The sequence below is a fragment of the Nocardia rhamnosiphila NBRC 108938 genome (genome assembly GCF_000720425.1).
Classification (GTDB): Bacteria; Actinomycetota; Actinomycetes; order Mycobacteriales; family Mycobacteriaceae; genus Nocardia; species Nocardia rhamnosiphila.
Window position 1 is genome coordinate 150324 of the sequence record NZ_JOAJ01000005.1, and the last position, 14889, is coordinate 165212.

A 14889-nucleotide genomic window follows, 5' to 3' on the forward strand; every position below is an offset into this window, starting at 1 on the left:
CAACATTATTCGATATTCTGTGTGAGGCAGGGGGGGAGAAAATGCCACGACACCTCTGTCGAAATCTGTTCGAGAGAAAGAGGTTCGTGATGGTAGTACGATTGCTCACCAGTGGATTGCTCGGTGTGGCCACGATCTTGGGGGCGACGCTATCGGCCCCGCAGGCTGCGGCTGAGCCGGCAGACCCGTGCAATGAGTACACCGTTGGCAACACTCGCCATGAGGGCACGACGAAGTGGCTGTGCTATTCATATGGCCAGGGTCGGTACGGATGGATTGTGGTCAATTAGCGATACCGCTCCGGCCGAAATCTACGCTGCCGACAATTGGCAATCCGTCGGCACGTAATCCAACTCCAATAATCGGAACCGCCCGATAAAAAGCGGGTTTCAGCGATCTCCGCAACGCCCAGAAATTCTGGGTGTTGCAAAGATCGTGGTTTCTGTACCGGGCGGCTACGACTCCCGCGTCTACCTGATCGGGGACGGTCCATCCCGGCCGACGGCGGGCCGATCCGGCCGTCGTGGAATCCGGCGGTCGAACCCGGGCCCGGGGCTATACCTCGGAGTCTTCGTCGGGCGGAAGTACACCGGTGACCAGGAATATGACCCGGCGGCCGATTTCCACGGCGTGGTCGGCGAAGCGCTCGTAGTAGCGACCAAGCAGGGTGATATCGACCGCGGCCGCCACCCCGTACTTCCATTCCCGGTCCATCAGCAGGGTGAACAGGTGGCGATGCAGATCGTCCATCGCCTCATCGTCCTGATTCAGCTGCGCCGCGCGTTCGGGATCGCGGGAACCCAGCACCTCCTTGGCGCCCTGGCCCATGCTGACCGCGATCCGGCCCATCTCGGCGAAGTAGCCGTTGACCGCCTCGGGGAGGGCGTGATTGGGGTGCCGGCGGCGGGCCACCTTGGCCACGTGCAGGGCGAGCGTACCCATCCGGTTGACGTCGTTGACGATCTGGATCGCACTGACGACCTGCCGGAGGTCGCCGGCTACCGGGGCCTGCAGGGCGAGCAGCGCGAACGACTTCTCCTCCGCGTCGGCGATCATCTCGGCGATCCGATCGCCTTCGCCGATGACCTGCTCGGCCAGCGGCAGGTCGGCCTGGAGCAGAGCCTGCGTGGCGCGATCCATGGCCGAACCGGCAAACCCGGCCATCTCGCCCAGCAGGTGGGCGAGATCGGCCATTTGCTCGTTGTAGATGACACGCATGAATCAGAAGACTAGTTGGCGCTACTGTCCACGTCACCAACACAGGGTGAATAACCCGGTAGGCGGCCTGTGCCCGGCTGAGTTACTGGGCGGCGCAGGGGTCGTCTCCGGCGTTAACGTGCTCCAGATCGGTGGGCAGTTCGACCGGCGATGTGCTGGTGGGCGGCACATCGGTGATGGGGCTGCCGACCGGGGTGGGCTCGTTCACCACTTGCTGGTAATCCTCGCCGAGGACGAGTTCGACAATGCTGCCCAGCGACTCGTCGAGCTGTATGCTCGCACCGGGGATCGCGCTCGCGACCGTGGCCGCCTCGGCCTCGTGGCCGGCGGAGTAGCGGACCTTCGTCTCGGTCGAGTTCCCCTCCGTGTAGTTGTCGTAGTTGTAGATGTTGAAACCGACATTGGCCATCTGGCTGGCGGTGGAACTCGCCAGGCCGGCGATTCCCGAACCGTTGGAGACCAGCAGCGACAGGGCGCTCGGATCGACCGCGGTGAGCGACGGCGGCACCGGTGCCTCGGAGGTCGGCGGTGGTGCGGGTGCGGTCTTCTCTCCCGGCAGTGGCTGATCGTCGCGGATCGCCTGGAAGATCGCCTGGATATCGGAGGTGCGCGGGATCTCGTTGCCGTAGGAGGTGGTGCCCGCGGTGGGGACGGTCAAGAAGGTCACCGCTCCCGACTCCAGGTCCTGCAACGATCGGCCGAGCATCAGCAGGTCGTTGGGTTGGACCCCATCGACGAAGGTGGCCTCGGTGAATGCCTTGATGAAGCCGTTCAACTTTCCGGGATCCAACAGGACTTTTCCGGACAGCGCACCGCGCAACAGCGAGGCCAGGAATTTCTGTTGCCGGTTGATCCGGTCGTAGTCGCTGCGCTCTTCCCCGTAGACATGGCGGGCACGTACGTAGTTCAGGGCCGTGGCGCCGTCGATGCGGTGGCGGCCGGCCTCCGGAATGATGGTGCCGAGCATCCCGTCTTCGAGCGGCTTGGATACACACACCTCGACACCGTCGACCTTGTTCACCATCTGTTCGAACCCGGCGAAGTCGATCCCGATGAAATGGTTGATCGTGCTGCCCGTCAACCTTTGGATAGTGGACAGCAGGCAGCGAGGACCACCCCGCGCGTACACGGCATTGAGCTTATCGCTCATGGCCGAGGCGAGTACGTCCTCGGTGTAGCCGTTCTGCTCGTTGTTCCAGCCTTTGCATTCGGGCCGGGTGACGTCCAGGTCGCGCGGGAAGGAGACGATCACCACGCGCTGCCGGTTCTGCGGGATGTGCACCAGCATGGTGGTGTCCGCGCGTGCGCCCTCGGCATCCTCGACGGTGCCGGCGCCGACATCGCCGTTGGCTCCGGCGCGAGTATCGGTGCCGACGATCAGATAGTTCTCGTCACCGAGCTGGGCTTGGGCATCGATGACGTCGTCATCGTTCTCGGCGAGGGCGGACACCTGGGTGAAGCTGTTACCTGTGGCGCGCAGGTAGCTCCAGCCACCACCGGTGATCAGCAGTGCCAGGACGGAGAAGAAGGCCACCCCGGCGCGGCCGGCGATTCGGAGCCGCCTGTTGCGCTTGCTCTCGGGGGTGTGCCGTCGTCTCGGCTTACCGATGGTTTCCGAGGCGGCCGGTCCCGAGGTCGGCCAGCCGGCGGTATCGGTCCGGCCACTGATCCGGGAATCGGTCTCGTCGAGCGGGTCGAGAATATCGGTGACCATTTCGGGGGGGTCCGCGGCTCCCACGGCCGCGGCTTTCGCATTCTTGCCACGCCGAGGTGTGCCGGATGATTGCCGGGACCGTCTCGGTGCCGCTTCGCTACCCGGTCGCGGACCGCCTCGGGCGGGGTCGGGTTGCTGCGGAACCGCGGTGGTCGGATCGCCGGGCTCGACCGGCGGCGGTGCGGCGGGATGCTGTCCGGTCGGCGGACGTTTCGGCGGATCCGGGGTGGGCTTGGCGGGCGGCGGTACCGCCGCCCGATTGCCGGTCGGCGGACGGGAGGCGTTCGGGCCGGGCGGCATCTCGCCGCCGGGGCGACCGGGTGAGCGCCCGGGCTGCTCCGGGCCGGGCCGCTGCGGGGGGACGGGCGGCTGATTGCGGGCCGCAGAGGGTTGCGGCCGGTCGGGACGACGGGGCGGCGGCCCCGCGGGCCGGCCCTCCGCCGGACCTGGTTGCGCGGCGGGAGTCGAGCCGGTGGAGGGCCGGCCCGACGCGGGCGCAGCGGGACGTTGCGGGGGAGCCGGCGGCCGATTCTGCCGCGCTGCGGGTGGACCGCCGGGACCGCCCTGCTCCGGCCGGGGGCGTTGTTCGGCGCCGGGCCGCGGCCCCGGACCCGGCGGGCGTGGCGCGCGTCCCGGGGGCGGGCCGTCCGGTGCGCCGTGGCGTGGCGCGTCGCCCTCGCGACGCCGGACCGTCCGCTCACTGTCCACCCGGTCGACCAGATCCTGGACCGTCAGCGGCCCGGGGTCGGCGGGCGGCTCCGGCTGTCGTGGCCGACGAGACCCCCGCGCCTCGTCCATTTCGGGGGACTCTCCCGCGGGATACCGCTCCCACGGTGCGCGACCTCCGGGCCCTGATGATCGCCCGTGCCGATCGTCACCCACTAATGAACCTCGCTTTTCCGCAACTCACTGCCGACGCAACCGTGATCGAAAGGCTGCGCGGGATTCCGCAATGATAACGATTTCGCCATCGGGGGCCACTCGGACATTACGAGAGGGCAGCAAAAGCGGTAAATGCTGGGAAGTTGCCCGCAGTTATGTTTGCACGCGCATACGACGGTTTGGCGGCGTGTCGAATCGGCGTGTCGAATCGGTCAGGGGTGCGCCCCAGGTAATTCAGCCGCCGCTGTGCATGACATCGGCCGCGGCCGGGACTGTCCCGTCCTCGGGGTCGTCCAGCCAGCCGTGCGGAAGCGCGACCTTGCCCGGCGAACCCTGCCGGCCCCGGGGGCCGCCGGCGTCCGCCGGAAATGGGACAGTGGGATCGAGCTGCTCGATGAGCGTGTCCAGTTCGGTCAGTGAGGAGACCGTTGCGAAACTGCGCCGCAGCTCGGCGCCCAGCGGGAAGCCCATGAAATACCAGGCCATATGCTTGCGCAGGTCACGCATGCCCTTGTCTTCGCCGTGGTGTTCGGCGAGCAGTCCGGCATGGCGGGTCAGGATCGCGCCGACCTCCCCGAGGGTGGGCGGCACCGGCGCGGGCTCGCCCCGCAGGGCGGCACCGAGTTCGGCGAACAGCCAGGGTCGGCCGAGGCAGCCGCGCCCCACCACGACCCCGTCGCAGCCGGTCTGCGCCATCATCGTCACCGCGTCGGCGGCACTGAAGATATCGCCGTTGCCGAGCACCGGGATCGTGGTGACCGCCTCTTTCAGGCGTGCGATGGCCGACCAGTCGGCGGTCCCGGAGTAGCGCTGCGCCGCGGTGCGCGCGTGCAGGGCGACCGCCGCGGCGCCTTCACTCTCGGCGATGCGGCCGGTATCGAGGTGGGTCTGATGGTCGTCGTCGATTCCGATACGGAATTTCATGGTCACCGGCACCCCGGCCGGTTCGGCGGCCCGGACCATCTCCCGGACGATCCGGGCGAACAGATTGCGTTTGTAGGGCAGGGCGGCGCCGCCCCCGAGCCGGGTCACCTTGGGTACCGGGCAGCCGAGGTTCATATCGATGTGATCGGCCCAGCCCTCGCCGACGATGATCCGGACGGCTTCGCCAAGGGTGGCCGGGTCCACACCGTAGAGCTGCATCGACCGCGGCGATTCGCCCTCGTCGAACGACATCATGTGCAGCGTTTTCTCGTTGCGTTCCACCACCGCGCGGGCGGTGATCATCTCGCAGACGTAGATCGCGGTCGGGCTGCCGAACTCCCGGCAGAGCTTGCGGAAGGCCAGGTTGGTGATACCGGCCATCGGCGCGAGAACGACCGGCGGATCGACCGGGTAGGGACCGATCCGCAGACGTGTCTCCTGCTCCAACTGTGTTTGCACAGTGTTCTATTTTCCCTCGAGCGCCCGGGCCCGGTCACTGTCGGGTGCCTCACCGTGCGACAGCAGGCCGCCGGAGGCCCTTTCGGCCGCGGCGGTGCCCGTCGCGGCGAGCTCCGCGGGGTAGCTGCCGCTCGGGTCCGGCCGGGCGTTAGCCTCGTGAACGCCGGACCTGCCGGCCGCCCGATTTCCGCTGGATATACCGCCGGGGCCGCTGCCCCGATCGGGAGCAATCGAAAGAGGACGACATCCATGGCCGAGAACACCGACGACGCCGGCCGCGAGCCGGAGGAGACCGCCGGTGGCGCGGGCGAACCCGTCGCCGCCCCCGCGAAACCGGCCCCGACCGAATCCCGCCCGGGCACGGTGTCCATCCAGGTTTCCAGCCTGATCCGCGGCGCGGTCGTCGCGGTGCTCGCCGTGGCGGCCATCGTCTTCGCCGTGCTGTATTTCACCGCACGAGGCGAATTGGCCGATCGCGACGAGCGCGCCGCAGCCGACAGCCACGCCGAGCAGCTGGCCACCGAGTACGCGGTGGGCGCGGCCACCGTGAACTACAAGGACCTCGACGCCTGGATCGCCGCCCTGAAGAAGAACACCAGCCCCCAGCTGGCGGGCAAGTTCGACGACACCGCGCCGAAACTGGAACAGATCCTGGTGCCGCTGCAGTGGACCTCGACCGCCACCCCCATCACCGCGAAGGTCATGTCCGAAGAGGACGGGGTCTACAAGGTGAACGTCTTCGTGAATGTCACCTCGACCAACGCCCAGAATCCGGACGGTACGCAGACCACGGTCACCTACACGGTGACGGTCGACGAGAACTCCGTCACCGACGTGGGCGGCGTCGACGGTGCCCTGCCGATGAAATAAGAGGTGCCGCCGGGCTGCCCGGAAAATGCGACGAGACCGCCGGTGGCACCGGCGGTCTCGGTCGTTGTGTTCCGTGTGGTGGACGGTCAGCCGTTCACCGTGGCGAAGGCCTTCTCACGTTTGGCGGCCTCGCGGGCGAGCATCCGGTCGCGCTGTTCCTCGAACTTCACGACATCCTGGGAGAGCTTGTCCAGGAAATCGGCGAGTCGCTCCCGCGTCTGCTCGCCACGCGCGGTGAAGTCGGTACGGCCGAAGATGTTCCACTTCTTCAGGACCGGCTGGACGACCTCTTCGAGGTGCTGGCGCAGATCGTAGATGCCGTGCTTGGCCATCAGCACACCGTTGCGCCGGAAATTCGGCATACCGGCGCCGGGCATCTGGAAATTCTCCACGATCAGGGCGATGGCTTCCAGGGCCTGGTCCGGGCACAGGTCGAGGGCCGCGCCGCACATATTGCGATAGAAGATCATGTGCAGGTTCTCGTCGGCCGCGATGCGCTGCAGCATGCGGTCGGCGATGGCGTCGTCGCACACCTTGCCGGTATTACGGTGCGAGACGCGGGTGGCCAGCTCCTGGAAGGTCACATAGGCGACGGAATGCAGGAAGCCTGCGTCGACCTCGGCGGGGGAGGCGAAACCGTTGGTCATATGAACCATGCGGGCCTGCTCCAGGGCCACCGGGTCGACGCCACGGGTCACCACCAGGTAGTCGCGCATGGCGATCCCGTGCCGGTTCTCCTCGGCGGTCCAGCGGCCCACCCAGGTCCCCCACGCACCGTCCTGGGAAAAGTTCTCGGCGATTTCCCGGTGGTAGGAAGGCAGATTGTCCTCGGTCAGCAGGTTGGTGATCATGGCCGCCTTGGCGACCTCGTTGAGCTTGGATTGGTCGGGGTCCCAGTCCTGTCCGCCGAGTGCGGCGAAGTTGCGACCCTCGTCCCACGGGACGTAGTCGTGTGGATGCCACTCTTTTGCCAGGGAGAGGTGCCGGTTGACGTTCTGCTCGGCAACCGGCTCCAACTCTGTGAGCAGCTCGAGTTGAGTCAGATCCCTTGCCATGTAATCAAGCCCTTCATATGTTGCGTTGGTGCGGGGCACCTGATGTAGACCGTTGCCGATGCGGCCATACCTTACGGCACCGTAGGTGTGATACGAAACGCATCCGACCGAGAAACAGTGCATGTTGGCGAAGGTGCCCCTGCCCGGGGTCGCACTCGAGTGTATGGCCGGATCCGCAGTCATGGGCGTATCGCCGGGTGTCCCGATTGCGTTAGCGGCCGTGGGAAATAGCACATCGGTGGATGCGTGGTCGGCGTCCGGCCGGAAGTTACGGGGCTGATCAGGCTTGTTCATCGTCGTCAGGGGACCGCCCGGGCACCGGACCGGAAGAAGTCCGCGCGGGTCGGCTCCGGTCACAGTGCGGCCGGGACAAGGCTGGTCCAACTCACAGGGCGGACCCGCCGGGAGCGGGAAGAAGAGGTGGGTGCCCGGCCGGTGGGCCGGGCACCCGGGGTGCCCCCACCAGGGCTCGAACCTGGGACCTGCGGATTAAAAGTCCGTAGCTCTACCAACTGAGCTATAGGGGCGCGGCCGCAAGTGTACTGGTCGAGTCCGCGTTTCTCGTAATCGGGCGGCTATGCTGGTGCTTTCCGTCACTCGGGCCAGAGGGGCCCGGTCCGGTGTGGTGTAGGTGGGCGGTGGCCCGATGGGGTCGTAGGGGAGGTCGGGCCCGTTCGGCAGGCCCGGTGAGCCGGAAACCATACCCATGAGTTCGGTATCACGGTACCTGCGGCATTGTTGATACAACGGGTAGCACGATACGATCCAAATATGTTGGATACCAATGCCTTTGGATCGGCGAAGGCGGATTTCTCGCAGATGTGGGGTTCGGGAACCGGAATTCCGGGATGTTGCGCTCCCGGCGGGGCGCATGAGCGGGGCGGTATCCATCCAGGGGCCGGAGCAGCCGGCTGAGTACCGGCCCCGAACCTGCTAGAGCGGTCGAACATCCTGCGTTACCGGAGGATTCGCTCGGCCATTCGTCCGGCCTTGTCGGTGCCGGGTTCGCGAAATCCGGATGGCGAAATGGTAGCCCGCTGTATCGGTTTACCGCATGCCGGTACGAGATTCCGAGTACCGTGACGAATCAGCGAATTCGGGGTGTCACTCGGGACGGCGCTGCGGGAGGCGTATGGGGGACCAGGAACGGCGCAACGCGATGCCCGGATGCGCACCCCCTGCGGCGCACCCGGGCCCTCGAATTATACCAGCCGGTGTGTTTCCTCTGCGGGCTGGGTTTCGTACCAAAGGTTCGGTACAGGTCAATAAACCGACCGCAGGTCGGCATACAACAGGATAAGTTCGCGGCCTCGGCCCGCTCCTCAAAGGCGGATGAACGGTCGCGAGCATTCCGCGGGTGGAAATCCCGCGGATTGCACAAGGCTTCGGAGGCGTTTCGAGCATGGCACGGCAGCAAGAGCGGGCCCGTCGGACACGGGCAGCAATTATCCGGTCCGCCGCCGTTGAGTTCGGGAAGAGCGGCTATGCCGCGGCTTCGCTCAACCGGATTTTGGAAGGATCGCGGGCGACCAAGGGCGCCATGTACTTCCATTTCGATTCGAAGGAAGATCTGGCGCGGGCCGTTCTCGATTCGGCGATCGAGCGATACGGCAGCACCATCGATCGCTGGCTCGTGCGCACGGATCTGGGTCCGCTCGACATTCTGCACGGCGTCTTCGACGAACTCGCGTTGCGACTCGAGCACGACATAATCGTGCAGGCCGAATTCCGGCTCGTCATCGACCCCGGCTTCCACCGGCAGGGCCACGGCGGCTGTCCGATGCTCTCCGCGGCCATCCGTGACCTGACGGTCGCGGCGATCGAACGGGGGCAGCTGCGCGCGGATACCGATCCCGATCGCTTCACCCGGACCCTCGCCGGCGCGCTGATCGGTCAGCGCTATATGGCCGACGCCCACGGCGGCGAGCCGGATCTGCGCACCCGGTTCCGGGAGTCGCTGGAGGTCCTGGTCCAGGCCACCTGTACCCCGGCGTGGGTGGCGGAGTTCGGTCGGTCGGGGTGGCGGGCGAGCGCACGTCTGGAAGAGCTGGGTTCCCCCGCTTGACCAGCAGATTTGGGAATTGTGTGCACCCTGTCATAAGCTATGCGAGCTCCCAACGGACAGCCGTTGAAAAGCCGGTCCGGAGAAATCCGGGACGAGCCCCCTTCGTCTAGCGGCCTAGGACGCCGCCCTTTCAAGGCGGTAGCGCGGGTTCGAATCCCGTAGGGGGTACCACCTATGCGAGTAGGTGGCACACAGCAAGGCCCTGTGGCGCAGTTGGTTAGCGCGCCGCCCTGTCACGGCGGAGGTCGCGGGTTCGAGTCCCGTCAGGGTCGCCAATGGATGCCGGAGCAATCCGGCTTCCATCGGATGGCATTCGTTCCGGGTGCCTGCGGCCAGGTAGCTCAGTTGGTACGAGCGTTCGCCTGAAAAGCGAAAGGTCGCCGGTTCGATCCCGGCCCTGGCCACAATCAACCCCCTGATCACCACGATCGGGGGGTTTCTGCTGTTTCGGATCCCGGCCGGGTGGAATGCTGTGACCATGGCCGAACGGTGGTATTACTGCTTGAAGCATCAGCGCGCCGAACGTGGGCGCCAGTGCTGGTTCCGGGACCGTATGGGGCCGTATCCGGATCAGGCCACGGCCGAACGCGCGCTCGAGATCGTGCGGCAGCGCAATGCCACGCAGGACGCGGCGGATCGGGCGTATCGCGAGGGGGACTGATTCGCCCGAGAAGTGCCGTCGGCCCCGCTCGGCGGCGCTATCACCGGTGCGCTGCATTCCCGGGTGGGCGGTTGGGCTACCGTTCACGGGTAATTCGTAGCGACGCTCGCGGCCTGCTGTACCCGGCCGCCGGGCGAGACCAGGTGAGCAGGGAGGGCGACCCTTGAGGGTTACCGTTGTTGTGCCGACCTACAACGAGCGGGACAATCTGCCGGTAGCGGTGGAGCGTTTGACCGCGCTACCCGTGCCCGGCCTGCACGTACTGGTAGTCGACGACAACTCCCCGGACGGCACCGGTGAAGTGGCGGAGAAGCTGGCCGCGGACCTGCCCGACGTCGTGTCGGTACTGCACCGTACGGAGAAGGACGGGCTGGGCCGGGCCTACATCGCCGGCATCACCCGCGCCCTCGAGGAGGGCGCGGATGTGGTGATCCAGATGGACGCCGATCTGTCCCATCCCGCCGAGGTGATCCCCGCCATGCTGGAGGAGCTGGACCGGCCGGGTATCGGAGTAGTGCTCGGGTCCCGCTATGTGCCCGGCGGTTCCACCGCGGCGGAATGGAAGTGGTACCGCAAGGCACTCTCGGCATGGGCCAATTTCTACGTCAATGCCATCCTGCGGCTCGGGATCAAGGACGCCACCGCCGGTTTCAAGGCGTGGGAGGCCGATACGCTGCGTGCCATCGAGGTCGGCGCGATCCGCAGCAACGGCTACTCCTTCCAGGTGGAGATGAACTACCGGGCCAAGCAGCAGGGCATCGGTATCGCCGAGGTACCCATCCGCTTCGAGGAGCGGACCCTCGGAGCTTCCAAGATGAGCCTCAAGGTGCAGCTGGAATCGGCGCTGATGCCGTGGAAGCTGCTTCTCGGCCGCGCCCTCTGACACCGTTCAGCGCGGCCAGTCGCGCAGTGTGTCGAGATAGCGCTGCCGGACCTCGGCGACTTTCTCGTCCAGTTCGGATGGGTCCTGTGTGTCCACCGCGATCGGCGGCAGGATCGCCACCTCGACCACACCGGGCCGCGCGATCATCGAATCCCGTCGGCCGACCTCGGCGGCATTGCGGATCACCACCGGGATCACCGGCACCCCCGCCTGCCGGGCCATGTGGAAGGCGCCCTTCTTGAACCTGCCGGGCTGCGCGGTATAGGAACGGGTGCCCTCCGGGGCGATCGCGACGGACAGACCGCCGCGCAGGGTATCCACCACCGGGGCCAGCGAGGCCTTGGCGAGGTCGGTATTCGAACGGTCGATGAAGGTGACGCCGACGAACCGCATGAGCGGGCCGAAAATGGGATGCCGGATGAGTTCCTTCTTACCGACGCCGGTGACGTGCCCGCCGAGCACCGCGGGCACGATGAGCACGTCGAACTGGCTCTGATGGTTGAACAGGAAGACCGCGGGCCGCGGGTGGCGGGCATGCTCCGCGCCGGTGACGCGGAGCCGGATCCCGCACAGGCGCAGCGGCCAGGCGGTGCCGTATTTCATGAGGGCGTCGGCCATGGCCCGCCGGTCGCGGGTGTAGGACTTGCGCAGTACCCCGTACAGGGCTCCGCCGAGCAGGGCGAAAAGCCCCAGCACGGTCCGCAGATAGTCGGCCGGGCGCGGCGCGGTCCGCGGGCCCACCGCGAGTGCGGCCCAGCCGTACTCGGCTGCGGTGGCCGCGAGCACGGGGTCGGGCGCGATCGGCACCCGCGTGCCGCCGCGGGACAACAGCGGGAGATCGCTCGCGCTGCCGCTGTAGACATAGGAGCGCGTGAGGTCGACCTCGTGGGCGGCCGCGAATTCCGACACCGCCTCGGCCTTCTCGGGGCCGTAACGCACTTCACCCTCGATGAGCCCTGTCAGCCGGCCGCCGGACACCGCCGCCCGGCTGCCGAGCACCTGGGGGATACCGAGCGCGGCGGCCGCGGGACGTAACTGGAATTCCGCCGCGTCCCCGGTCAACACCACGGTATGCCCGGCCGCGATATGTTCCTGCACCAAGCGCAGCAGCTCGGGGCGCAACCGGTCGTACCAGCCCCGCTTGAACAGGCGTTCGCCCAGCGCGGTCAGTTCTTCCGGCGTCCGTCCGGCCGCCGCCCGCACACCGCGCTCGAGCACATCGCCCGCCGAACTCTCGCCGCTGTGCCGCAACTGGTCGAACAGTGTTTCCAGCAGCTCGCGGTCCGGTCCGCGCCACCGCGGCACGGGCGTGGACCCGAGTTCGGCCAGCGCCGTCAGGTCGAAGACAGCGCCGACTCCGGCGCCGCGGGGGCCCGAGCGGATGGCGGCCACCACCGCGTCGACCCCGGACGGCGCGGGGTTTTCGCCGGTGTGCCCGGTGCCCGCTGCCCGCGTGCTCATCGGACCCGTCCGGCCGGGAGATTGGACGGGTCGAGGGTGGCGGCCCGGGAGATCCGGAAGCCGATGGTGCGCAGGCGCTCGGCGAACTCGGCACGCCGGGCGGCGAGTTCGGCCACCGAATCCGCCGATTCCGGGTCCGCGGGTTCGAGCAGCCCCCGATTGGCGGCCAGTTTCAGCGCACTGCCGAAGAGTTCGGTGGAAACCGACTCCGTACTGTGCAGCCGCTGCTGCAACAGCATCTGCCTGCCGACCGAGACGCATTCGTCGACGAACTCTTTGCGGTCGACCCGCGCGGCCGGATCCCGGGCGGCCAATCGTTCGGCCACCACCAGCTGCGCATCGAAGAACGAGCGCAGTACCCGGTGGGCCATCATGAAACCGGTGCCGGTGAGTGCGGCCAGGATCTCACTGCCGAGTGTGTCGCGCGACCGCGACCGCCAGCGCGGGTCGATCAGCAACACCTCCGCGGTGATGCGCTCGGCGAATTCGGTCCGGTCCGGGAAGAAGAACTCGAATTTCAGCAGGTCCCGCAGCCGATAGGCCTCTTCCCAGCCGATATCCAGGGCGTCGGCGTCCGGCCCGACGGCGCCCCGGGCCGGATCGTCCGGCGCGGCGTCGACCGCGGCCAGGATCGCCAGCTCGACAATGGCGCGATCGACGAACCAGTGCACCGCGCTGTTGCGGTAGAACGCGGCTTCCAGGTGGGCGCCCGCCTCGATGGAGTACACCGGCTCGACCCCGCCGCGATAGACGGTGACCACCTTCGCGAGCGACAACTGCTCGAGGACCACGGCCAGGCTCTGTTCGTCACGTAGCTTCGCGATCTCGCCGCACGGCAGGTCCCGCTGTTCGATGTAGTCCAGCACCGGGGCGAGTACCTCGCAGACCTCGGCCCTGGTGAGTGCCCGCTGGTGGACACCCAGCAGGACCAATGTGACCAGGGCGTTGACGGTGATCGGGGTGACCGAGTTGATACCCACGGCGACATCGAACGCGAGCCGCTGTACCGCCAGGCGTTCTTTTTCGCCGATTTCGTCGTGTGGCCCGTCGGGGTCGGTCCGGGCCCGGCCGGTGGCGTCGGCCGGGTGTAGCGGGATGGTGACGGGGGTCGCGATCAGCGGATCCCCGTGGGCGGCGAGACGTTCACGCGCCGAGAGCGGGGCCCCGAAGCGGACGTAGACGTGCCCGGCCGAATGTTGCTGGTTGCGGACATAGCGGGCCAGCCAGGCCAGGCCTTCGGGTTTCTTGCGACCACCCATCTGCTCGTCGGCGATGGCGCCGAGCTCGTTGAGCCGCTCGTAGGTGATCGAGACCGGGACCAGCAGCGCGTCGGCGATCCGTTCCTGGCGCACGGCCGCGGCCAGATAGTTGAGCAGTCCGTAGCGGGGCGGGCGTAGCTTTCCGGTGCGGGTGCGGCCGCCCTCGAAGTACCACTCCAGGTTGAACCGCCGCGCCATCAGGTAGCCGAAGTACTCCTCGACCACTGCCTGATACACCGTGTCGCCACCGAAACTGCGCCGGATGAAAATCGTGCCGGTGCGCCGGGCGATCGGGCCCATCGGCCAGAACCGCAGGTTCGCGCCGCCCACCACATGGTTGGGCGGGAAATCGTTGCGGGCCAGCACATCACCCAGGACGAAGGCATCCACATAGGACCGGTGGGAGGGCAGGAAGACCAGCGGGTAGCGCCGGTTGAGGTCGCGCAGGGCGGTGAGCCCGGATTCGTCGCAGTCCACCTTCCAGGTCGACGCGTGGACCGGGCGCATGGCCTGGGTGAACAGATCCGAGACCGTGCGGCTCTGCGTCGCGACCAGTTCGTTCAGGGCTTTCTCGGCGCGCCGGTGCACCTCGAGCGGATCGGCCCCGCTCTCGTCGGCGATCGATTCGAGCCGTCGCAGGAATTCCGGCGAGTCCAGTATCTCCTCGGTGACCAGTCGCGGCACCTTGTACCGGTCCCCGATCACGCCGCGTTCCGCGCGTTCGAGCGCGACCACCGCGGCGCGCACCACCGCGCGGGCGAACGGGTCGGTGGTGCCGGCGTAGTGCAGGGCGGTGGCCTCGGGATTGTTGGCCCGCAGTTCGCTCAGCCGGGCCGGGCTGCCGGTGAGTACCAGGTGCCGGTCGGGGGACCGTTCGATCAGCCGCCGCTGGGCGAGCCGGTTCGGGCGGCGCGGATTGGTGAGCTGTGCGAGGTCACCGAAGGTCACCCGCCGGACACCGTCGCGTTCGGGCGGCAGCCACAGCACCCGGACCGGGACCACCAGTGGATCGTCGGCGCGGCCGGTGAGCCGGTCGGCGATGGCACCGGCGTCCAGGTCGAGCTGGGTGACCGGGGCGCGTACGCCCAGTTCGGCGGCCAGGCCGCCGTCGGCGATCCAGCGCCCGATCAGTTCGCGTTCGGCACCCGAAGCCGAATCCACCAGCGCAACCACCGATTCCAGCGGCAGGTCGGAGGTTGCCGGAGCTCCACTGCGGTGCTCGATCATGGTGTGGATCCTCTGCTCGGATGGGGGCGGTCGGCCCCGGCCCGGGCCGGGGCCGCGTGACCGGATCGGCGGGACCCGATCGGTCGTCGGCTCGAAAATACTCCTTGCCAACCACTATGGACGGCTCTTGCGCCGTTGGGGTTGTTTGGCTCGTTTCCGGTCGTTTCCGAGACCTCCCAACGAGAAGAGGTAATGCTAACCTTACTTCCGA

General features: G+C 67.5%; 10 protein-coding genes and 4 tRNA genes. 7 read left to right on the top strand and 7 right to left on the bottom strand.

Features of this window, described 5'->3' with window-relative positions; genetic code table 11:
* Nucleotides 1-555: 555 nt before the first annotated feature.
* From phoU to dusB, 3 genes are all read right to left on the bottom strand, one after another.
* A complete protein-coding gene (phoU, locus tag IG75_RS0118435) occupies nt 556-1218 on the bottom strand; it encodes a phosphate signaling complex protein PhoU (RefSeq protein ID WP_030522833.1) in 663 nt (220 codons plus the stop codon).
* 82 nt (nt 1219-1300) lie between these two features.
* Complete coding sequence (locus IG75_RS36375; protein WP_245713307.1) at nt 1301-2932, bottom strand: LCP family protein; 1632 nt, start codon at nt 2930-2932, stop codon at nt 1301-1303.
* Nucleotides 2933-4048: 1116 nt separating this feature from the next.
* The gene (gene dusB / locus IG75_RS0118445; protein WP_030522831.1) at nt 4049-5197 is read right to left on the bottom strand and encodes a tRNA dihydrouridine synthase DusB; all 1149 of its coding nucleotides are present in this window, start codon (nt 5195-5197) and stop codon (nt 4049-4051) included.
* Nucleotides 5198-5446: 249 nt separating this feature from the next.
* Here dusB and IG75_RS0118450 point away from each other — a divergent pair, with 249 nt between their 5' ends.
* Nucleotides 5447-6067, top strand: coding sequence for a hypothetical protein (locus IG75_RS0118450; RefSeq protein ID WP_030522830.1), 621 nt, complete (start codon nt 5447-5449; stop codon nt 6065-6067).
* An 86-nt stretch (nt 6068-6153) separates the two neighbouring features.
* Here the strand turns inward: IG75_RS0118450 and IG75_RS0118455 are convergent, their stop codons facing one another.
* Both IG75_RS0118455 and IG75_RS0118460 read right to left on the bottom strand, forming a co-directional pair.
* Nucleotides 6154-7122, bottom strand: coding sequence for an acyl-ACP desaturase (locus tag IG75_RS0118455; RefSeq protein WP_030522829.1), 969 nt, complete (start codon nt 7120-7122; stop codon nt 6154-6156).
* A 454-nt stretch (nt 7123-7576) separates the two neighbouring features.
* A tRNA-Lys gene (locus IG75_RS0118460) sits at nt 7577-7649 on the bottom strand.
* A gap of 875 nt (nt 7650-8524) precedes the next feature.
* On the opposite strand from IG75_RS0118460, the gene IG75_RS0118465 reads away from it, so the two are divergent.
* The 6 genes from IG75_RS0118465 to IG75_RS0118490 all read left to right on the top strand — a co-directional run bounded on the left by IG75_RS0118465 (nt 8525) and on the right by IG75_RS0118490 (nt 10731).
* Nucleotides 8525-9187, top strand: coding sequence for a TetR/AcrR family transcriptional regulator (locus tag IG75_RS0118465; protein ID WP_030522828.1), 663 nt, complete (start codon nt 8525-8527; stop codon nt 9185-9187).
* A gap of 95 nt (nt 9188-9282) precedes the next feature.
* Nucleotides 9283-9358: transfer RNA gene (locus IG75_RS0118470), tRNA-Glu, on the top strand.
* Between the two features lie 27 nt (nt 9359-9385).
* Nucleotides 9386-9462, top strand: a tRNA-Asp gene (locus IG75_RS0118475).
* Nucleotides 9463-9517: 55 nt separating this feature from the next.
* Nucleotides 9518-9591 (top strand) — tRNA-Phe (locus IG75_RS0118480).
* A 74-nt stretch (nt 9592-9665) separates the two neighbouring features.
* Nucleotides 9666-9848, top strand: coding sequence for a hypothetical protein (locus tag IG75_RS0118485; protein WP_030522827.1), 183 nt, complete (start codon nt 9666-9668; stop codon nt 9846-9848).
* 163 nt (nt 9849-10011) lie between these two features.
* The gene (locus IG75_RS0118490; RefSeq protein WP_281181629.1) at nt 10012-10731 is read left to right on the top strand and encodes a polyprenol monophosphomannose synthase; all 720 of its coding nucleotides are present in this window, start codon (nt 10012-10014) and stop codon (nt 10729-10731) included.
* A gap of 6 nt (nt 10732-10737) precedes the next feature.
* Here the strand turns inward: IG75_RS0118490 and IG75_RS0118495 are convergent, their stop codons facing one another.
* Together IG75_RS0118495 and IG75_RS0118500 are read right to left on the bottom strand one after the other, a co-directional pair.
* Nucleotides 10738-12192 (bottom strand): 1-acylglycerol-3-phosphate O-acyltransferase, encoded by a 1455-nt coding sequence (locus tag IG75_RS0118495; protein ID WP_051714711.1) that lies wholly within the window; start codon nt 12190-12192, stop codon nt 10738-10740.
* Complete coding sequence (locus tag IG75_RS0118500) at nt 12189-14678, bottom strand: glycerol-3-phosphate 1-O-acyltransferase (RefSeq protein WP_051714712.1); 2490 nt, start codon at nt 14676-14678, stop codon at nt 12189-12191. Before IG75_RS0118500 ends, IG75_RS0118495 begins: the two co-directional genes overlap by 4 nt.
* Nucleotides 14679-14889 lie beyond the last annotated feature (211 nt).